Origin of the sequence: Aquipuribacter aurantiacus (assembly GCF_051216895.1) — a bacterium.
Taxonomy (GTDB): Bacteria; Actinomycetota; Actinomycetes; order Actinomycetales; family JBBAYJ01; genus Aquipuribacter.
Genome location: NZ_JBPKAO010000001.1, coordinates 48688 through 68647, shown reverse-complemented (window position 1 = coordinate 68647; position 19960 = coordinate 48688). Strand labels below are relative to the sequence as shown.

Below are 19960 nucleotides of genomic sequence, written 5' to 3'. Positions count from 1 at the left end.
GACCCGGTGCCGGTCACGGTGCGACGGTGAAGAACTGGAACTGGCTGTCCAGCCCGGTGCAGTCAGGACCCACGACGTAGACGAACAGGTTCGCGCCGGCGGGGTCGGGGACCACGACCAGGGTGGACTCGACCCCGTCCACCAGCGCGAGGTCGACGGCCGCGGCGTCCTCGTCGGTGCCGTCGGTCACGGTCTCCACGCACTCCCGCAGCGCGGCGGCGTCGGCCAGCGGGTTGGCGGCGGCCGAGGCGCGGGCCGCGGACGGGTCCACCCGGGCGGGCGAGGACAGGGCCTCCGCGCTCGGCTCGGCCGGCGCCGCCGCACCGGCCCCCGCCGAGGAGTCCTCCTCGACCGGTGCCCCCGTGCCCTCGGTGCCGGTGGCGGTCAGCGCCACCAGGTCGCGCACCTGCTGCTCGAAGGCAGGGGCGTCGGCGGTCGTGTACTCGGTACCCGTCGCCACCAGCGACCGCGGGGCGACCGAGTCGGCCACGTCGGCGGCCGCGACCTCCTCCGCCGTGTCCGCCGTGGTGTCGCTGTCGCCCCCGAGGACGTTGACCGCGGCCGCGCCGGCGGCCCCGAGCACCAGCACCCCGGCCGCCACCGGCACCCAGCGGGTGAGGAGTCGCCGGCGGCGCTCACCCTGGTCGTCGGCCCGCTGCTCGCGGCGGGGGGTGCCGAAGGTGCGGCCCTCGCGGGTGCGGGACAGCGCCGCAGCCTCGTCCGGCCCGCTGCCAGGCGTGCGGCCGGCGTCGCCGTCGGTCCCGGCACGCAGCGGGGCGGCCCCGGCCCCTGCGCCTGCCGCGGGCGGCACGACCGCAGGGGCGGGGACGCTGCCCGAGGCCGGCCTGTCGGCCGGGGACGCCGAGGACGGTCCGGGCGACGACTCGCCGGGGGGCGATCCGGTGGGTGACGAGCCGGTGGGTGACGCGCCACCGGCCGCCTCGGTGGCCGACGGTGCGGTGGCCGACGGTGCGGTGGCCGACGGTGCGGTGGGCGGCTCCGTGGGTGCGGTGCCCGGCTGCTCGGCCGCCACGCCGGTCGAGGCCGTGGTGACCGGCACCCCGTCCTCGACGACCCCACCCGTGGTCGGCCCGGCGGCGGTCGGTGCGTCGCCTGCGCTGGTCGGCTCGTCGGCCGGGGCCGCCGTGGGCCCGGGCCCGGCGTCGGCCAGGTGACGGCGCAGGCCCTGCTCCAGCCGCTCCGCCACGTCCTCCGGCATCGTCGGCCGCTCGGCCTCCGCGAGCAGGCGTGCCACCCAGTCGTCGCTCACGCGGGCTCACCCGCCCTTCTGCTCGTCGTGGTGCCCGGTCCGCTCGTACCCGTGTCTTCGACGTGCGGCGGGTCCCCGGGGTTCCCGGGACCGAGCAGCTGCGCCAGCTGCGCCCGCCCCCGGGAGCAGCGCGACTTGACCGTGCCCTCGGGCAGGTCCAGGACCTCGGCCGCCTCGGCGACGGACATGCCCTCGACGTGGACGAGCACCACGGCCGCCCGCTGTCCCGGGCTGAGCTGCTGCAGCGCGGACAGCACGTCCAGGCGGTCGGCGACCCGGGCTGCGTCGTCCACGGGGTGGGCGGGGTCGTGACCCTCCAGCGAGGTGCTGGGGCGGGCGGCGTTGCGGCGCAGCCGGTCCAGGGACGCGTTCACCACGATCCGGTACAGCCACGTCCTCACCGCGGACCGACGCTCGAACCGCTCGACCGAGCGCAGCGCGGAGATCAGGGCCTCCTGCAGCGCGTCCTCGGCGTCCGAGGGGTTGCCGGTGGTCCGCAGCGCCACGGCCCACAGGACGTCCCGGTGCCGGCGCACCAGCTCTCCGAAGGCGTCCGGGTCGCCGGCCAGGTGCGCGTCGAGCAGACCCGCGTCGCTCGCACCCGTGCCGCCAGGACCCGCGGTCACTGGACCTCCACCTGCAGCTCGTTGACGACACCCCGCCAGTCGCCGTCCACGTCCGGCAGCGACGTGAACCACACCAGGAGGAACTGGGTGGTGACGGGCGCCTCGGGGACGATCTCGGCCGTGCCGTCACCGGTCTCGCCCGTGGCCACGACGGTCGAGCCGTCGAAACCCGGTCCGTTCGCCGTGCGGATCTCGTAGGTGCCGTCGTCACCGGGCGCGTCCAGGAGCACCCGGGTGACGACCCGGGGCTCGCCCAGGTCGAAGACCAGACCGAGGCCGTCCTTGAGCCCGCCGAAGTCCTGGCTGTTGTAGCGCTGGGTGTTCCAGCCCGACCCGGGGTCGCCGTCGATCGCCCGCGGGGCGTCCTGGTCGTTCTCCTCCCCGTCGCCCTGGGGGTCGAGGGCCTGGACCCCGGCCGGGCTGAGCACCTCGACCACGCCGGCGGTGGGTTCGGGCTCGACGGACGGCTCGGGCGCGACGGACGGCTCGGGCGAGGGGGCCACGGTCTCCGTCACGACGGGGACGGGCGCGGCGACGTCGTCGGCGTCCTGGAACCGCTCCAGCGCCCAGACCAGACCCCCGACGACGAAGGCCCCCATGAGCAGCACCACGACCACGCCCGTACCCGCGCCGGCGGGTCGTCGTCGTCCGGTCCCACGGCCTGCGGGAACCACCGGGACGGTGCTCTCACGGGCGGAGGCGGGGCCGGGCCAGGCGGTGTCGGGGTCGTACGGCTCGGCGTCCCAGGGCTGGGGCTCGCCCCAGACGGCGTCGTCGTCGCCCGCGTAGTCCTCGTCGTACCGGGTGTCCCACTGCTGGTCCCACTCGTCCTCGACCGGGAGCAGGTCCCAGCCGTCGTCCTCCTGAGCGGGTGGGGCCACGGGGCCCGGACGTGCCGAGGTGGGGGCAGCGGCGGCCCGCACCTCGCCCGCCGGGGCGCCGGGCGCGGGGCGCGGGGCGGAGGGGGCCGGAGGCGAGGACGCGGCCCGGGCGCCGCTGCGGGCCGCGGCCCGGCCCGGCCCGGCCGCGGTTCCCGCGCCGGCCGCTGCGCCGCCCGCCGCACCTGCGGCTGCACCTGCGGCGGTCGAACCGGCTGCCGACGGCGCTACGGCGGACGGGCCGGCCGCCGCGACCCCGGCCGCTGCCGCCGCGACCCCACCGGCGGCGGCGCCGGCGGCTGCACCGGCGACCGCACCCGCGCCTGACGCCGCGACCCCACCGGGGGCGGCACCGTCACTCGCGCCGGGTGCGCCCCCACCGGCGGCACCGGCCGGACCGGTGGCCGAGACCGCACCGTGGGCCGCGGGGGCAGGGGCGGGCGTGGAGGCAGGTGCGGGCGCAGGGTCGGGCACCGGCGTCGGGGTGGACGTCGGTGCCGCCCCCGAGGCGGTGGCGGGGACCGGTGCGAGGACGTCGGTGTCGTCACCGCTGGGCGCGGTGCTCCCGCCTCGCCCACCGGCGGGCCCGGCGCCGGCCACCCCGGCCCCGGCGGCCAGGCCGGCCACCCCGGCCGCGGCTGCAGCTGCGCCCGGCGCTGCCTGGATCGCGGCGCGGGTGCCGTGCAGCTGGTCGACCAGGGCGGTCAGGGTCTCCGCCCCGCTACCGGCGAGGGTGTCCTCCAGCAGCCGGCCCAGCGGTGCGCTGACGTCGTCCCGCAGCTGGCCGACGGGGACCGGGCGTCCCTTCTCGGTCGGCGCGGCCTCGAGCCCGCCGACGCTCCCGAACGGCCAACGACCGGACACCAGGGCGTACAGCACCGCGCCCAGGTCACGGACGTCGCGCGCCTCGGGCCGGGCGGCGGCCGCCGGGGTGGCCTGCCCCGCGGCGGCCACGTCGATCGCGGTGCCCAGGACTCGCACGGACCCGTCGGAGGCCCGCACCACGTGGCGGGGGGCCAGGCGGCCGTGGTGCAGCGAGCGGGTGGCGGCCGTGCGCAACGCCTCGGCGGCCTCGGTGACGACCCGGACGGCCTCCTGCTCGGACACCGTGCCGGCGAGCGCGGCCACGTCCTGCCCGGTCACCCACTCCAGCACGACGTAGCCGCTGCTGCCCTCCAGGCCCACGCCGAGCACCCGCTGCAGCCGTCGGTCGTCGACCAGGGCGGCACGGCGTGCGGCGTCCAGGGTGCTCTGCACGCGCGCGTGCTCGGCGGCCAGCACCGTGACGGCCACCGGCCGCTCCAGCGTCACGTCCTCGGCGCGCCAGGCGGACCCGGACCCGTCGTCGTGCGTGCGTTCGGCCAGGCGGTAACGGCCAGCCAGCAGCGTCCCCGGTCCGATCCGGTCCACCAGCCGCCTCCATCACAGGTCCGTCGCGCGCACGAGTGGCAGCACCGCGACCGTCGAGACGACGCCGGCACCGCCGTCGGACCACTGTAGGGCGAAGCGAGCGGTGCCGAGGCTCGGTCAGTCCGTCGGGCGGACGGCACCGTAGATCGGCTTGCGCCACACGGCGCTGATCTTGACCACGTCGCCCTTGCGGGGCGCCTGGATCATCAGCCCGTCGCCCAGGTACATCGCGACGTGGTGGATGGAGGAGGGTGCGGCACCGCTGGCGTAGAACACCAGGTCGCCGGGGAGGAGCTCGTCCACGCCGACCGTGGGCAGCCCCGCGTACTGCTGCCGCGAGGTCCGGGGGATCGCGAGCCCCGCCTGGCGGTAGGACCACATGGTCAGACCGGAGCAGTCGAAGGTCCCCGGCCCGGTGGCACCCCAGACGTACGGCATCCCCAACCTGGTCGCCGCCGCCCGGATGGCGGCCGCGGCGGTGGCGTTGGGGGCGGCCTCGGCCGCGGCCTCGACGACTGCGCCCTGGTCGACGTCACCGCCGACGAACCCCGCCGGGACCGTGCCACCGGAAGGACCGGCGACGGCGCCGGAGGACGTGGTGGACGCGTCCTCCTCGGTCGTGGACCTGGCCGTCTCGCGCGCCCGGGCCTCCGCCTGGGCCAGCGCGTAGGCGACGGCCTCACGCTCCACCTCCTGCCGCTCGCGCTCGACCGCCTCGACCAGGTCCTCGTCGGTGCCGGCGAGCAGCGCCTCGTGGGCGGCCAGGGCGGTCTCGGTGTCCTGTCGGAGCTGCTCGGCCTCCGCCTCCAGGGCCATCCGGTCGCGGCGCAGCCGTTGCACCTCGGTCGAGGACGCCACGGCGGCGTCGACGTCGCGACCCGCACGCTCGACGGCGACGGCGTCGGAGTCCAGCACCACGCGAGCGGTCCGGTAGGTCGTCGCCGCGTCGGCGAACCCGGCGCCGTGCAGCGCGGTCCAGGCCAGCTCCATGGTGCCGCCGCTGCGGTACAGCGCGCGGATCCGCCGGGTGGCCGCCCCCTGGTCGGCGTCCAACGTCCGGCCGGCGTCGTCGAGGCTGACCTGGGCGTCGACCTCCTGCTGCAGCAGGGCGTCGAGCTCGGCGCGGGCAGTGTTCCAGTCCTCGGCGGCGACCTCGACGGCCACCTCCAGGGTCTCGACCTGGGCGGTCAGCTCGGCCACCTGCGCGCGCAGGTCGTCGGCACCGGGCGGCGGGTCGGTCGGGGCGGCCTGGGCCGGCAGCCCGGTCAGCAGGACGAGCACGGTCGTCAGCAGGGTCGTCAGGGCGGCCAGGAGCGGTGCCGGCCAGGACCGGGGCGGTCGACGGCTCACGGGCGGCCCAGGGCGAGCCGGGCGGCCGGTCACGGGGCTGCTCATCCTGCGGTGTGGCGGGCGGTGGCCTCGGCCACCAACCAGCCGTCGGTGCCGGGGATGTGGTGCAGCACCATGGTCGGGGCGGTTCGGCGCACCAGGAGGCTCACGCTCTTGTCCGCGGCGACCACGAACTCCTCGACCGGGACCTCGTTGAGGCCGTCGTCCTGCGAGGCCGCCGACTGCGCAGCCACGTAGGCCTGCTGGGCGGTGGCGCCGGACCCGAGCTCGAGCCCGGCGGCCCGGGCCGCGGCGACGGCGGTGTCGGTGACCGCGAGCTCGGCGGCGCCGACCGACACCCCGTCGAAGGCGAGGACGCCCACGACCGAGAACACCGCGACGAGCCTGACCAGCCAGCCGACCACGACGTCGCCGGCGTCGCCGGCGTCGCCGGTACCGCGGGGGCGGATCGCCCGGGGGTTCTGCATGTCCGGGACGTCGGCGGGGTTCAGGGCGTGCTTGAGGTCCTGCCACCCGCTCGGCCGAACCGCGCGGTCAGGGTGCGGAGCAGCTCGGTGGTCTCGCCCACCTGCAGCAGGCGGGTACCCAGCAGGTAGCCGACGATCAGGACGGACCCGCCGACGACCACGCTGAGCAGCGCCTCGAGCTGTGTCCCGGTCCCGCCGACCGCGTCCGCGGCCAGCACCGCGAGCGGTCCGACGACGGCCAGCACGAGCGCCAGCCGGAGCAGGACCCAGAGGAACCCCTTGACCCCGAGGCCGCCGATCCGGCGGTGCAGCAGCCAGACGGCCACCACCAGCCCGGCGACCTCGCCCAGGCTCATCGACGCCGCCACCCCGGCCACCCACAGGGAGGGCGGCAGGAGCAGGGGGGAGGCGATCGTGCCGGCCGCCCACACGCCGGCCGTCGCGAGCGTGACCACGAACGGCGTGCGCCCGTCCTCGTAGGCGTAGAAGACCCGCCGCACCAGGTAGAGGACGCTGAAGAACGGCAGCCCGAGCGCCATGGCCATGATGACGGTGCCCACCACGTACGCCTGGTCGTCCAGCTGCTGGAACAGCAGGGCCGTGATCTCCGGGCCCAGCAGGACGAGCCCGGCGGCCGGCAGGGTCATGCCCACGAGCAGCACCCGCATCATCGTCCGCGTGGTGGTGGCCACCCCCTCGGTGTCCCCGGCCTGCGCCGCGCCGCTGACCCGGGTGAACACGGCGGTGACCAGGCTGACCGCGAGCAGGCCGTGCGGCAGCATGTAGAGCAGGAACGCGAACGTCCACGCGGCGTTCGAGGCCGTCACCGCGGCCTCGGCGGTGCCCCGGGTCTCGGCGAGCGCGCCGGCACCCACCCGCGACACCAGGACGAACACCAGCTGGCTGACGACGATCCCGGCGAAGGTCCAGGCCGCCACGACCCCGGCGCTGCGGAAGCCGACCCCCCGCAGCCCCCAGCGAGGCCGCCACGAGAACCCGATCCGGCGCAGCGGCCAGACGAGGATCGCGGCCTGCGCGGCGACGCCCAGGGTCGCCGACCCCGCGAGCAGGGCGATCATCCCCGGCGTCCACGACCGCGGGTCGCTGGTGTCCTGCGGGCCGAACAGGCCCCAGAAGACGAGCAGCCCGGTGATGGCGACGACGTTGTTGACCACCGGGGCCCACATGTACGGACCGAACGACCCGCGGGCGTTGAGCAGCTGGCCGAACAGCGTGTAGACGCCGTAGAAGAACAGCTGCGGCAGGCACCAGAGCGCGAACAGCACGGCCAGGTCGAACTCCGGCGCGGCCCAGCCGCCCCCGGTGTAGAGGCTGACCAGCGGGGCGGCGAGCAGCGTGAGCAGGACCGTGAGCAGCAGCAGGCCCGCCGTGGCCATGGTGAACAGCCGGTCCAGGAACTCCCGGCCCCGCGGCCCGTCCCGGTCGGCCCGCACGATCTGCGGGACCAGGACCGCGTTGAGGGCACCGCCGGCGACCAGGGCGTAGATCAGGTTGGGCAGCTTGTTGGCCACGTCGAAGGAGTTGGCGGCCAGGTTGATGGCGGCCGTGCCGAGCAGCGCCGCCAGCAGCGCCTTGCTGACGAGCCCCAGCAGGCGGGACACCAACGTCCCCGCCGCCATGACGGCGGTCGCGCGGGCGAGCCCCTGGCGAGGACCCGTGGCGGCGTCCTGACCCGTGGCGGTCACCCGCTGCCGTCCGCGCGACGGGCGTCGGAGCGGTCGAGCAGCGCGAGCGCGGCCCGGACGGCCTTGCGCTCGTTGGGGAACGCCAGCCGCTCCTCGAGCACGTCCAGACCGACCCAGGCGGCGTCGATCGCCTCCTGGTCCGGGTCGTTGTCCACCGTGATCCGACCGCCGGTGGCCTGGAGCAGGAACAGGTGGACGGTCTTGTGGATGCGGTGGCCGTCGGCGAAGAACCAGTAGTCGATGGCCCCCAACGAGTCCAGGACGCGGCCGTCGATGCCGGTCTCCTCGGCGATCTCGCGGACCGCGGCCTCCTCGGGGGTCTCCACGCCCTCGAGGTGGCCCTTCGGCAGGCACCACTCCAGGCGGCCCGACCGGTTGCGGCGGCAGATCACGGCGACGCGCATCGGGTCGGACGCCATGTCGACCACCAGCCCACCGGAGGACACCTCGGTCCTGGTGGGGGGCGGGGTCATCGCACCAGGGTACGGCGAGCACCTCCGTGGCCGTGGCACCCTTGACCGTCGTGCCCGAAGACCGTTCCGCCGCCCTGCGCCGCGCCACCAAGGCGCTGTCGGGTCTCGCCCCGCTGACCGACGAGCTCGGTCGCCGCTTCGTCGACGCCGGCCACGAGCTGGCGCTGGTGGGGGGCCCCGTCCGCGACGCGTTCCTCGGCCGGGTCTCACCGGACCTGGACTTCACCACCGACGCCCGCCCCGAGCAGATCGAGGCGGCGCTCGCCGGCTGGGCCGACGCGACCTGGGACATGGGCCGTGACTTCGGCACGATCGGCGCCCGCAAGGGCGAGCAGGTCGTCGAGATCACGACGTACCGCACCGACGCCTACGACGGGGAGACCCGCAAGCCCGTCGTGGTGTTCGGGCGGTCCCTGGTCGACGACCTGGAGCGTCGGGACTTCACCGTCAACGCCATGGCCGTCCGGCTGCCGGAGCTGCATTTCGTCGACCCGTTCGGCGGCACCGACGACCTGGTGGCCCGACGGCTGCGCACCCCCGGCACCAGCGCCCGCAGCTTCGGCGACGACCCGCTGCGGATGATGCGGGCCGCCCGGTTCGCCTCGCAGCTGGGGATGTCGCCGGACGAGGCCGCCCTGGCCGCGATGCGCGACATGGCCGCCAGCATCTCGATCGTGTCCGCCGAGCGGGTGCGGGACGAGCTGGTGAAGCTGCTGCTCGGCCGTGACCCCCGCGCCGGCCTGCGGCTGCTGGTGGACACCGGTCTGGCCGACCACGTCCTGCCCGAGCTGCCGGCGCTGCGCCTGGAGGTCGACGAGCACCACCGGCACAAGGACGTCTACGAGCACACGCTGACCGTCCTGGAGCAGGCGATCGCCCTGGAGGACGACCACCGCGACCCGGACGCCGCCGTTCCCGGCCCGGACCTGGTGCTGCGGCTGGCCGCCCTGATGCACGACGTGGGCAAGCCGGCCACGCGGCGTTTCGAGCCCGGCGGCGGCGTGAGCTTCCACCACCACGAGGTGGTGGGGGCCAAGCTGACCTCCAAGCGGCTCAAGGCCCTGCGCTTCGACCGGCAGACCGTCAAGGACGTGGCGCGGCTCGTGGAGCTGCACCTGCGCTTCCACGGCTACGGCGAGGGCGCGTGGACGGACTCCGCGGTGCGCCGCTACGTCACCGACGCCGGTCCGCTGCTGTCGCGGCTGCACCGGCTGACGCGGTCGGACTCCACGACCCGCAACGCCCGCAAGGCGCAACGGCTGCGGTTGGCCTACGACGACCTGGAGCGGCGGATCGACGTCATCCAGGAGCAGGAGCAGCTCCAGGCGGTGCGGCCGGACCTGGACGGGACGGCGATCATGGCGCTGCTCGGCCTGGCGCCGGGACCGGTCGTCGGGCGCGCCTACCGGCACATGCTGGCGGTCCGGCTGGACACCGGTCCGCTGGACGCCGACGCCGCCGAGGCGGAGCTGCGGCGCTGGTGGGCCGAGCAGCCGGAGTCGTCGACCGGGTGAACCGGGCCCTGCCGGGTCAGCCCTGCCGGGTCAGCCCGGGTCAGCCCTGCCGGGCGACGCGCCGGGGCGCCCCGTCGGGGTCCGGGGCAGCGCGGCGGGACGAGCGGACGTAGGCCAGGCCGGTGGCCAGGTAGAGCACGGCGATGAACGCGTAGAGGGGTCTGGAGTACCCGTCGTCGGGGATGACGAGGGCCCCGAGCGCCGCCGCCAGGATGAACGCGGCGTTGAAGACCACGTCGTAGAACGCGAACGCGCGCCCGCGGACGGACTCCAGGACCGCGGTCTGGACGTGGGTGTCCGCCGCGATCTTGACGACCTGCCCGCACAGGCCGAGGACCAGCGCGCCGGCGGTCAGCGACCAGACGGCCACCCCCAGCGTGAAGAGGGCCTCGACCGCGAACGCGACGAGCAGGGCCAGCGCGACCCACGCGTCCAGCCCGCGCAGGCCCAGGCGGTGCGGGTCGGGCAGCGCAGCCAGCCGGGCCGCCACGGTCGGCGTGATCGCGGCGGCGAGCAGCGCACCGACCGCGGCTGCCCCGCCGGCGAGGCCGAGGATGCCCAGACCCACGTCGACGTCGTCGGACAGGTAGCCGCGAGCCAGCAGGAACGTCGCGATCGTCGACAGCCCGAACGCGAACCGGTGGGCACCGATGACCCCGATCGCGTTACGGGCGGCCGGCTGCCGCCACACGTGCACCGCGCCCTCGCGCAGCCCGTGCAGGACGGCGACCACGGCCTGGGCGGTGCTCGCGGCCGTGCGCTCGTCCGGGCCCAGGGCGCGGTGGGCGATCCGCAGCGTCAGCAGGGCCGCGGTCAGGAACAGGCCCCCGGCCAGCAGCAGGATCGCCGCGTCGGTGCCGGCCCCCGGCCCCGCCAGCAGGCGCAGCAGCAGGCCGAGGCCGAACCCGGTGCCGAACGCGCCCGTGCCCAGGGTCGGGGTGATGGCGTTGGCCGGCACCAGCAACCGGGCCTCGACGGTCTTGGGCAGCGACGCGCCCAGCCCCGCCAGCAGGAACCGGTTGACCGTGAGGGTCGCCAGGACCAGCACGTACAGGGCGACCAGGACCCCCCCGTCCAGCCGGCCGCCGCCGACCAGGACGACCGCGGCGACCAGCGCGACCAGGACCACCCGGACCAGGTTGCTGACCAGCAGCACCCGTTGGCGCGACCACCGGTCCAGCAGCACGCCCGCGAACGGGCCGACGACCGTGAAGGGCAGCACGGCCACCGACAACGCCCCGGCCACCAGCGGCGCGGTGGGGGCGTCGGTCGGGTTGAACAGGACGAAGCTGGCCAGACCGGCCTGGAACGCGCCGTCGCCGAGCTGGCTGGCCAGCCGCACGGACAGCAGCCGTCGGTAGCGCGCGGAGCGCAGGACCTCGGTGAAGCCACCCGTACGGGCCGGTCGGCTCACGCCGAGGACGTCCGCTGCTGGTCGTGCTCGTGCTCGTCGTGGTGGCCGCGGCCGGGCACCCCGCCGCCCGCCCCGCCGTCGCGGAAGGTCCACCAGCGGTAGGCGCAGTAGTTGAGGACGGCGTTGGTGAACGCCGACAGCACCCGTGCCGGCAGCAGCGGCACCCCGAGCTCGACGAGCAGCGTGACGCCGAACACGACCAGGAGGTAGTCGGCGGTGACCTGCGGCAGGAACCGCCCCAGCTGCCCGGCGACCCGACCGTGGGCGGCGTCGAAGGCGAACCAGCGGTTGAGCACGAAGTTGAGCGCGTACGTCAGGACGAAGGCGATGGTCACGCTGGCCTGGTACGGCAGCGACGTGAACCGGTCGAGCAGCAGGAGCACGGTCAGGTCGAAGGTCAGACCGACCGCGCTGAAGGCCAGGAACCGGGTCAGCGAGTGCTCGTAGACCCGGGACAGCCGGGAGCCCGTGCGGGGCTCCCGGCCGACCGGAGGTGTCACTCGCCGCGGATGAACGCCTCGAGCATGGTGCGCCCGATGTCGTCGGGGTTCTGCTCGGGCGGGGACTTCATGAAGTACGTGCTGGCCGCGATGACGGGCCCGCCCTGGCCGCGGTCGGCGGCGATCTTGGCCGCACGGACGGCGTCGATGATCACGCCCGCCGAGTTCGGCGAGTCCCAGACCTCGAGCTTGTACTCCAGGTTCAGGGGCACGTCGCCGAAGGCGCGGCCCTCGAGCCGGACGTAGGCCCACTTGCGGTCGTCGAGCCACTGCACGTAGTCGCTCGGCCCGATGTGGACGTTGCGCGCACCCAGGTCGTGGTCGACGTTGCTGGTGACGGCCTGCGTCTTGGAGACCTTCTTGGAGTACAGCCGGTCCCGCTCGAGCATGTTCTTGAAGTCCATGTTGCCGCCCACGTTGAGCTGGTAGGTGCGGTCCAGCACCACGCCGCGCTCCTGGAACAGCCGCGCCAGGACCCGGTGGGTGATGGTGGCGCCCACCTGGCTCTTGATGTCGTCGCCCACGACCGGGACGCCGGCCTCGGTGAACTTCGCGGCCCAGACCGGGTCGGAGGCGATGAACACCGGCAGCGCGTTGACGAAGGCCACGCCGGCGTCGATGGCGCACTGGGCGTAGAACTTCGCGGCGTCCTCGGACCCGACGGGCAGGTAGCAGACCAGGACGTCGGCCTTGGCCGCGCGCAGGGCGGCGACCACGTCGACCGGCTCGGCGTCGGACTCCTCGATGGTCTCCCGGTAGTACTTGCCGAGGCCGTCCAGGGTCGGGCCGCGCTGCACGGCGACGCCGAGCGGCGGCACGTCGCAGATGGTGATGGTGTTGTTCTCACTGGCCTTGATGGCCTCGGACAGGTCGAAGCCGACCTTCTTGGCGTCGACGTCGAAGGCGGCGACGAACTCGATGTCGCGCACGTGGTACTGGCCGAACTCGACGTGCATCAGGCCGGGGACCTCGGTGTCCGGCGTGGCGTCCGCGTAGTAGTGGACGCCCTGGACGAGCGAGGCGGCGCAGTTGCCGACGCCGACGACGGCGAGACGGATGGAACCCATGCGTTGTCTCCTGTTCGTGACCGGACGGCCCGGTCGTGGGGATGGTGCGCGTGCTGGTGCGGTTCGGGTGGTGCGGTTGCGGTGGTGCTGGCTGCTACCCCGTGGAGGGGCTGTCCACGCCCGACCGCTCGGCGGCCAGGCGGGCGTCGGTCCAGTGCAGCTCGGCCTCGACCGAGGCCACGCCCCGCTGCGCCCAGGCGCGGCGGTAGGGGTCACGGGACTCCGCGGGGTCCGCGCAGTCCCGCCCCTGGGCGTGGTCGAGCCGATCGAGCAGCCGGGCGCGGCGCTGCTCGAGCACCCGCACCCGGTCCGCCGGGGCCAGCCGCGCGAAGAACGCGAACCGGACGCCGAACGCGTCGTCGTCGGACAGGGCCGCCCCCGGGTGGGCCAGCAGCTCCCGGAACCGGGCCCGGCCGTCCTCGGTCACCTGGTAGACGACCTTGGTCGTCGAGGCCACCGGAGCGCCCTCGGCGCGGACGAAGCCACCCGACTGCAACCGACGCAACGTCGGGTAGAGCGTGCCGAAGCTCAAGGCGGCGCGCCACGGCCCCAGCAGGGCCGTCACGTGCTTGCGCAGGTGGTAGCCGTGCATCGGGGCGTCCTCGAGGACGCCGAGGACGGCGAGCTCGATGACGTCGGTACGTCGGGGCACCGGTCTCCGTCCTCGGGCTGTGGTGTTCCTGCGGCCGTCCCTGCGTCGAGCGGGGTGGCGTCACGATGTATCGGCTCGATACGTCGTTCCGCTGCACAGTAGGTGCTCGTCGTCACGACCGCCAACTCCACGAGGTCATACTGGTCGGCGATGTCTGGACCCGATCGCCCCGTCTTCCCCGACCCCTCCCAGCCCGGTGCCGGGCGGCGGGCTCGTCCTGCCGCCCGACCGGTGGGCTCCGGCGGGGCGGGGTCGGCGGCCCGTGGCGAGGCCTCGCCCTTCCCCTCTGCCGGCTCCGGGGCCGGCGGCAAGGGCCCGAACGGCAAGGGCCCGAACGGCAAGGGCCCGAACGGCAAGGGTGGGCCCGCGAAGCCCCGGCGCCGCTGGCTGAGGCGGACGTTCCTGGTGCTGGGGGTGACCGCCCTGGTGCTCGTGCTGGCCGGGGTCGCGGTCGCGGCCTTCGCCTCCGTCCGCACCGAGATCCGCGACCCCAACGACGCAGCGTTCGCCCCGACGTCCACCATCTCCTACTCCGACGGCGAGCCCGAGCTGGGCCGGTTCGTGGCCCAGGGCCGGGCCATCGTCGAGTCGGCGGACGTCAACGACACCATCCGTGGCGCCGGCGTCGCGGCCGAGGACCGGACCATCGTCGAGTCGGCGGACATCAACGACACCATCCGTGACGCCGTCGTCGCGGCCGAGGACCGGACGTTCTACGAGAACCCGGGTATCAGCCCGACCGGTATCGCCCGGGCGGCCTGGGGCATCGTGATCGGCGAGCCGGCCGGCGGCGGGTCGACCATCACCCAGCAGTACGTCAAGAACTACTTCCTGACCGCGGACCAGACGGTCGAGCGCAAGGTGACCGAGATCCTCATCTCGCTCAAGGTCGAGCGCCGCCTCGACAAGGACCAGATCCTCACCGACTACCTCAACACGGTGTTCTTCGGCCGCGGCTCCTACGGCATCCAGGCCGCGTCCCAGAACTACTTCGGGGTCGACGCCGCCGACCTCACGACCGAGCAGGCCGCCATGCTGGCGGGGCTGCTCCCGGCGCCGAACCGCTACGACCCGGCCGTGGACCCCGAGGCCGCCCAGGAGCGCTTCGACTACGTGCTGGACGGGCTCGTGGTCACCGAGGCCGCGACCCAGGCCGAGGTCGACGCCATGCAGCTGCCCGAGACGGTCGAGGCCGAGGTGGGCGACCTGTACGCCGGGCCCCGGGGCTACCTGCTGCAGGCCGCCCGCCAGGAGCTCGTCGAGCTCGGGTACGACGACGTCGACATCGACACCGGCGGGCTGCAGGTCGTCACCACCTACGACGTGGCGGTGCAGGACGCCGTCGAGGCCGGGGTCGCGGAGGAGATGCCCGACGAGGAGGACACCGGCGGCGAGGCCCTGTCCCCGGGGCTGCGCGTGGGCGCGGTGACGATCGACCCGACGACCGGGGCGGTCCGTGGCATGTACGGCGGGGAGGACCTCACCGAGCAGCAGAACTCGGTCACGGCCGGGATCGCCGAGGCCGGGTCCACGTTCAAGCCGTACACGCTGGTCGCGGCGCTGGAGGCGGGGATCCCGCTGACGGAGACGTTCAACGGCAACAGCGGTCGCCGGTTCGACGGCTACGGCGACACCCCGGTCCGCAACTTCGGCGGCACGGACTACGGGACGGTCGACCTGGTGGAGGCCACGGCCAACTCGGTCAATACCGCGTACGTCGAGCTGAACGAGGAGGTGGGTGCGGAGGCCACGCGCGACGTCGCCGTCCGCGCCGGGTTGCCCGACAACACCGTGGGCCTGGAGGACTTCGTGTCCAACGTGCTCGGGTCGGCGTCCCCGCGCGTCATCGACCAGGCGCAGGCGTTCTCCACCTTCGCGGCGCAGGGGGTGCGTCGGGAGTGGCACGTCGTGGCCTCCGTCACCGCTCCCAACGGCTCGGTGCTCTTCGAGCCCGACACCACGGGGGCCGAGGTGTTCGACGCCGACGTCATGGCCAACGCCACCTACGCGATGACCCAGGTCGTCGAGCAGGGCTCCGGCCGCGAGGCCCGGGCCCTGGACCGGCCCGTCGCGGGCAAGACCGGGACCAGCAGCAACGCGCGCTCCGCCTGGTTCATCGGCTACACCCCGCAGCTGGTGTCCGCCGTCGCGCTGTACCAGACCGGTGAGGACGGCGAGGCGGAGACGATCGAGATCCCCGGCACCCGGACCGTCACCGGGGGGTCCTACCCGGCCCGGATCTGGACCGCCATCATGGCGGGCGCCCTCGACGGCCAGGAGGTGCTCGAGTTCCCCGACCAGGTGGACATGGAGCCCCGTGAGCGGTCCCCGGAGCCGGTGCCCCAGCAGACGGAGCAGGAGGCGGAGCCGGAGCCCGAGCCTCCTGTGGTCACCGTGGCCGCGGAGCCCGAGCCGGCCCTGACCCCGATGCCGACCCCGGCGGAGCCGGAGCCTGAGCCTCCTGTGGTCACCGTGGCCGCGGAGCCCGAGCCGGCCCTGACCCCGATGCCGACCCCGGCGGAGCCGGAGCCCGAGCCTCCTGTGGTCACCGTGACCGCGGAGCCCGAGCCGGCCCCGACCCCGACGCCGACCCCGGCGGAGCCGGAGCCCGAGCCTCCTGTGGTCACCGGGACCGCGGAGCCCGAGCCGGCGCCGACCCCGACGCCGACCCCGGCGGAGCCGGAGCCCGAGCCTCCTGTGGTCACCGGGACCGCGGAGCCCGAGCCGGCGCCGACCCCGACGCCGACCCCGGCGGAGCCGGAGCCCGAGCCTCCTGTGGTCACCGGGACCGCGGAGCCCGAGCCGGCGCCGACCCCGACGCCGACCCCGGAGGGGCCGGAGCCCGAGCCGGAGCCGACGGTGGCACCGGAGCCCGACNCGGCACCCGGACCGTCACCGGGGGGTCCTACCCGGCCCGGATCTGGACCGCCATCATGGCGGGCGCCCTCGACGGCCAGGAGGTGCTCGAGTTCCCCGACCAGGTGGACATGGAGCCCCGTGAGCGGTCCCCGGAGCCGGTGCCCCAGCAGACGGAGCAGGAGGCGGAGCCGGAGCCCGAGCCTCCTGTGGTCACCGTGACCGCGGAGCCCGAGCCGGCCCCGACCCCGACGCCGACCCCGACGCCGACCCCGGAGGAGCCGGAGCCCGAGCCGGAGCCGACGGTGGCACCGGAGCCCGACCCGGAGCCCGAGCCGGAGCCCGAACCCGAGCCGGAGCCCGAGCCGGAGCCCGAGCCGACGCAGGACGTCGGCGGAGCCGGGGGTGACGCCCGACCGGCGCCGCGCCCCAGCCTCACCGTGCCGTGACCCCTCCCGGGGTGGTCGCCCCCACCCGGCAGGACCGCTTCGCCCGCTGGGCCAGCCCGCTGCTGGGGGGCCCGGCGGGGCGGCGGGTCGCCGTGCCCGGGCACCCGTGGTGGAGCCCGGCGCGGGTGCTCGTCGTCGTCGCCCTGGCGACGACCCTGCTGGCCGTGCTCCGTTCCCAGCACTGCCGCGCGCAGGGCTGGACCACGCCGGGGCAGTTCGTCCACACCTGCTACTCCGACGTCGCGGTGCTGTTCGGCACGCTGGGTGGCACGCCCGGGTCCCTGCTGGGCCTGGACGCCGCCGCCCCGGACGGCCTGGCCCAGCCGGCGCTGACCGCGTACGTGGCCGCGCTGCTCGCCGTGCTGGTGGGCCCGCTGCAGGGGGTGTCGGAGCTGCTCGTCTCCGGCGGCGGCGACGTGGTCGTCGACGCCGGTCCCCGGGTCTACTTCGACCTGTTCGCGGTGGTCGCGGCCGGCTCCCTGGTGGTGGCCGTGCTCGCCGTGGTGTCGTTGTCGGGCCGCCGGCCGTGGGACGCCACCCTCCTGGCCCTCAGCCCGGTGGTGGTGCTGTCCGGCCTGGTGTCCTTCGACCTGCTCGGCGTGGCCCTGGGGGTCCTGGCCGTCGCCGTCTGGGCCCGCGGACGCCCGTTGCTGGCGGGCGTCGTGCTGGGCCTGGCGGTGTCGGCGCGGTTCCACGTCGTGCTGGTCGTGCTGGCGCTGGTGCTGCTGGCCGTGCGTGGTGGTCGCGCCCGCGAGGTCGCGGTGGCCGGGTCGGCCGCGGCCTTCACCTGGGCGGCGGTCAACCTGCCGCTGGCCCTGCTGTCGCCCCAGGCCTGGACGGCACCGGCCCGCACCTGGTGGGCGGCCGAGCCCGGCTACGGCTCGTGGCTGCTGGTCCCCCGGTTGCTGGCCGACGAGCAGGTCAGCGGCGTCCGGGCCCTGACGGGGCCGGAGTCGTCGGTCGCCTCGCTCGTGCTGACGCTGCTGGTGCTGGTGGGGGTCTCGGTGTGGGCGCTGTCCACCCCGCGGGCCCCGCGGCTGCCGGTGCTGGTGCTGCTGCTGCTGGTCGCGACGTTCGTGGTGTCGAAGACCGTGCCGGTGCAGGCGTCCCTGTGGCTGCTGCCGTGGGCGGCGCTGGCCCTGCCGCGCTGGCGCGAGCACCTGTGGTGGTGGGCGGCCGAGGCGTTGTACGTCGTGGCGGTCTGGCAGTACCTCGTGGGCCTGAGCGAGGCCAACCGGGCACTGCCCGCCGGGTTCTACGCCGTGCTGATGGTCGGGCGGCTGGCGGCGATGGCCTGGCTCGGTTGGCAGGCCTTCCAGCTGGGCCGGCACCCCGAGACCGACGAGGTGAGGCTGGACGGGGACGGCCAGGACCCGGCCGCCGGTCCGTTGTGGGGCGCGGAGGACCGCGTCGTCGTCCGGTTCGGCTGAGTCGCGGTACCCTCGACGACTGTGCCTGCCCGGCCCCCGATGGGCCACCAGCCGGTACCGACGTACAACCCTCCTGCCACGGACCGACCGTGGCCGACAGACCACAGGAGGTGGGTTAGCACGATGCGTCAGTACGAACTCATGATCATCCTGGACTCGGACCTCGAGGAGCGCACCGTCGCCCCGAGCCTCGAGCGCTACCTGACCGTCATCAAGGACAACGGCGGCACGGTGGACAACATCGACATCTGGGGCCGTCGCCGCATGGCGTACCCGATCAACAAGAAGAACGAGGGCATCTACGCGGTGGTCACCATGTCCACCGAGCCCGCCCCGGCTCTCGAGCTGGACCGTCAGCTCAACCTCAACGAGTCGGTCGTGCGGACCAAGCTGATCCGCCCCGACTCGCGCTGAGCTGAGGAGCTGACATGGCCGGAGAGACCATCATCACGCTGGTCGGCAACCTGACCGGTGACCCGGAGCTGCGGTTCACGCCGTCCGGTTCGGCGGTCGCCAACTTCACCGTCGCCAGCACCCCTCGCACGCTGGACCGCCAGTCCAACGAGTGGAAGGACGGCGAGACGCTGTTCATGCGCTGCTCGATCTGGCGCGAGGCGGCCGAGAACGTCGCGGAGTCCCTCACCAAGGGCACCAGGGTCGTGGTCACCGGGCGCATGAAGTCGCGCTCGTTCCAGACCAAGGAGGGCGAGAACCGTACCGTCATCGAGCTGGAGGCCGACGAGGTCGGCCCGTCGTTGCGGTACGCGACCGCCAAGGTCAACCGCACGCAGCGTTCCGGCGGTCCTGGTGGCCCCGGTGGTGGCGGCGGTTTCGGCGGCGGTCAGCCCGCCCAGCAGCAGGGTGGTCAGGGTGGTGGCGGTGGCTGGTCCAACGCCCCCGCGGCCGCACCTGCCGGTGGGAACCAGGGCGGCTACGCCGACCCGTGGGCGACCGGTCCGGCGGCTGGTGGCTACTCCGGCGGCGACGACGAGCCGCCCTTCTGAGGTCGAGAACCTCGTTCTTCATGTTCGTGACACCCGTCCGTCCGGCCAGCTGGCCGTACGGCACCTGACGTAGAGGAGACACCGTGGCTGCCGCCAAGAAGCCGGTGCTGCGCAAGCCCAAGAAGAAGCTCAACCCCCTCAAGACCGCCGGGGTCGAGTACATCGACTACAAGGACACCGCCCTGCTGCGGAAGTTCATCTCCGACCGGGGCAAGATCCGCGCCCGCCGGGTCACCGGGGTGACCGTCCAGCAGCAGCGTCAGATCGCCCAGGCGATCAAGAACGCCCGCGAGATGGCCCTGCTGCCCTACTCCAGCGCCGGCCGCTGAGGAGAGGAACACACATGAAGCTGATCCTCACCCAGGAGGTCACCGGGCTCGGCGAGCCCGGCGACGTGATCGACGTCAAGGACGGCTACGGCCGCAACTTCCTGCTGCCCCGTCGCCTGGCCACCCCGTGGACCAAGGGCGTCGAGGCGCAGGTCACGTCGATCCGCACGGCCCGCAAGGCCCGTGAGATCGCGACGATCGAGGAGGCGCAGCAGGTCCGCGCCACCCTCCAGCAGCGCCCCGTCACGCTCACCGCTCGCGCGGGTGACTCGGGTCGTCTGTTCGGCGCCATCACCCCGGGCGACATCGCCGAGGCGCTCGTCGCCTCCGGCGGTCCGTCCATCGACCGCCGCAAGGTGATCATCCCCCAGCCGATCAAGTCGCTGGGGACCTACACGGTCACCGTCAAGCTCCACACGGACGTCACCGCCTCGATCGACGTGGACGTCGTCGCGGCCTGACCGTCTCCTGCACCACCTGAACGCCCCGACGGGCGGTCCCGGAGCGATCCGGGACCGCCCGTTCGGCTGTTGGTGGGAGCGGCCCGAGACGTCAACCCCGTGGC

19 protein-coding genes are annotated in these 19960 nt (G+C 74.6%); 8 read left to right on the top strand and 11 right to left on the bottom strand.

Annotation, left to right across the window (positions count from 1 at the left end):
* Nucleotides 1–13: 13 nt before the first annotated feature.
* The 7 genes from ACR80Q_RS00350 to ACR80Q_RS00320 form a co-directional block, all read right to left on the bottom strand.
* Nucleotides 14–1270, bottom strand: coding sequence for an RsmA family anti-sigma factor (locus tag ACR80Q_RS00350; RefSeq protein ID WP_435375547.1), 1257 nt, complete (start codon nucleotides 1268–1270; stop codon nucleotides 14–16).
* Nucleotides 1267–1896, bottom strand: coding sequence for an RNA polymerase sigma factor SigM (gene sigM / locus ACR80Q_RS00345; protein WP_435375546.1), 630 nt, complete (start codon nucleotides 1894–1896; stop codon nucleotides 1267–1269). The genes ACR80Q_RS00350 and sigM overlap by 4 nt, the downstream gene beginning before the upstream one ends.
* Nucleotides 1893–4184, bottom strand: a complete 2292-nt coding sequence (locus tag ACR80Q_RS00340; RefSeq protein WP_435375545.1) for a protein kinase family protein — start codon at nucleotides 4182–4184, stop codon at nucleotides 1893–1895. The genes sigM and ACR80Q_RS00340 overlap by 4 nt, the downstream gene beginning before the upstream one ends.
* Before the next feature lie 117 nt (nucleotides 4185–4301).
* Nucleotides 4302–5534, bottom strand: coding sequence for a C40 family peptidase (locus tag ACR80Q_RS00335; RefSeq protein ID WP_435375544.1), 1233 nt, complete (start codon nucleotides 5532–5534; stop codon nucleotides 4302–4304).
* 41 nt (nucleotides 5535–5575) lie between these two features.
* Nucleotides 5576–6001: a hypothetical protein gene (locus tag ACR80Q_RS00330; RefSeq protein ID WP_435375543.1), complete on the bottom strand. Its 426-nt coding sequence runs from the start codon at nucleotides 5999–6001 to the stop codon at nucleotides 5576–5578.
* A gap of 20 nt (nucleotides 6002–6021) precedes the next feature.
* Complete coding sequence (gene murJ / locus ACR80Q_RS00325; RefSeq protein WP_435375542.1) at nucleotides 6022–7707, bottom strand: murein biosynthesis integral membrane protein MurJ; 1686 nt, start codon at nucleotides 7705–7707, stop codon at nucleotides 6022–6024.
* Nucleotides 7704–8180, bottom strand: coding sequence for an NUDIX hydrolase (locus tag ACR80Q_RS00320; RefSeq protein WP_435375541.1), 477 nt, complete (start codon nucleotides 8178–8180; stop codon nucleotides 7704–7706). The genes murJ and ACR80Q_RS00320 overlap by 4 nt, the downstream gene beginning before the upstream one ends.
* A 50-nt stretch (nucleotides 8181–8230) precedes the next feature.
* Between ACR80Q_RS00320 and ACR80Q_RS00315 the strand changes: the two genes are divergently transcribed.
* Entirely contained in the window at nucleotides 8231–9694 is a 1464-nt protein-coding gene (locus tag ACR80Q_RS00315; protein WP_435375540.1) for a CCA tRNA nucleotidyltransferase, read from the top strand.
* A gap of 40 nt (nucleotides 9695–9734) precedes the next feature.
* Here the strand turns inward: ACR80Q_RS00315 and ACR80Q_RS00310 are convergent, their stop codons facing one another.
* From ACR80Q_RS00310 to ACR80Q_RS00295, 4 genes are all read right to left on the bottom strand, one after another.
* Nucleotides 9735–11108 (bottom strand): MFS transporter, encoded by a 1374-nt coding sequence (locus ACR80Q_RS00310; protein ID WP_435375538.1) that lies wholly within the window; start codon nucleotides 11106–11108, stop codon nucleotides 9735–9737.
* A complete protein-coding gene (locus tag ACR80Q_RS00305) occupies nucleotides 11105–11608 on the bottom strand; it encodes a GtrA family protein (protein ID WP_435375537.1) in 504 nt (167 codons plus the stop codon). The genes ACR80Q_RS00310 and ACR80Q_RS00305 overlap by 4 nt, the downstream gene beginning before the upstream one ends.
* Entirely contained in the window at nucleotides 11605–12675 is a 1071-nt protein-coding gene (locus tag ACR80Q_RS00300; protein ID WP_435375536.1) for an inositol-3-phosphate synthase, read from the bottom strand. Before ACR80Q_RS00300 ends, ACR80Q_RS00305 begins: the two co-directional genes overlap by 4 nt.
* Nucleotides 12676–12769: 94 nt before the next feature.
* Nucleotides 12770–13327 (bottom strand): PadR family transcriptional regulator, encoded by a 558-nt coding sequence (locus tag ACR80Q_RS00295; RefSeq protein WP_435375535.1) that lies wholly within the window; start codon nucleotides 13325–13327, stop codon nucleotides 12770–12772.
* Nucleotides 13328–13477: 150 nt separating this feature from the next.
* Here ACR80Q_RS00295 and ACR80Q_RS00290 point away from each other — a divergent pair, with 150 nt between their 5' ends.
* The 7 genes from ACR80Q_RS00290 (at nucleotide 13478) to rplI (ending at nucleotide 19856) form a co-directional block, all read left to right on the top strand.
* Complete coding sequence (locus ACR80Q_RS00290) at nucleotides 13478–16405, top strand: transglycosylase domain-containing protein (protein WP_435375534.1); 2928 nt, start codon at nucleotides 13478–13480, stop codon at nucleotides 16403–16405.
* Nucleotides 16402–16632 carry a hypothetical protein gene (locus tag ACR80Q_RS00285; protein ID WP_435375533.1) on the top strand — a complete coding sequence of 77 codons (231 nt, stop codon included), beginning with the start codon at nucleotides 16402–16404 and terminating at the stop codon, nucleotides 16630–16632. Before ACR80Q_RS00290 ends, ACR80Q_RS00285 begins: the two co-directional genes overlap by 4 nt.
* The gene (locus ACR80Q_RS00280) at nucleotides 16629–18062 is read left to right on the top strand and encodes a glycosyltransferase family protein (protein ID WP_435375532.1); all 1434 of its coding nucleotides are present in this window, start codon (nucleotides 16629–16631) and stop codon (nucleotides 18060–18062) included. The genes ACR80Q_RS00285 and ACR80Q_RS00280 overlap by 4 nt, the downstream gene beginning before the upstream one ends.
* A gap of 123 nt (nucleotides 18063–18185) precedes the next feature.
* A complete protein-coding gene (gene rpsF, locus ACR80Q_RS00275) occupies nucleotides 18186–18476 on the top strand; it encodes a 30S ribosomal protein S6 (protein WP_380164193.1) in 291 nt (96 codons plus the stop codon).
* Nucleotides 18477–18490: 14 nt separating this feature from the next.
* A complete protein-coding gene (locus tag ACR80Q_RS00270) occupies nucleotides 18491–19066 on the top strand; it encodes a single-stranded DNA-binding protein (protein WP_435375531.1) in 576 nt (191 codons plus the stop codon).
* Between the two features lie 83 nt (nucleotides 19067–19149).
* A complete protein-coding gene (rpsR, locus tag ACR80Q_RS00265; RefSeq protein WP_340293148.1) occupies nucleotides 19150–19395 on the top strand; it encodes a 30S ribosomal protein S18 in 246 nt (81 codons plus the stop codon).
* A gap of 14 nt (nucleotides 19396–19409) precedes the next feature.
* On the top strand, nucleotides 19410–19856 hold the full coding sequence (gene rplI, locus ACR80Q_RS00260; protein WP_435375530.1) for a 50S ribosomal protein L9: 447 nt from the start codon (nucleotides 19410–19412) through the stop codon (nucleotides 19854–19856).
* Nucleotides 19857–19960 lie beyond the last annotated feature (104 nt).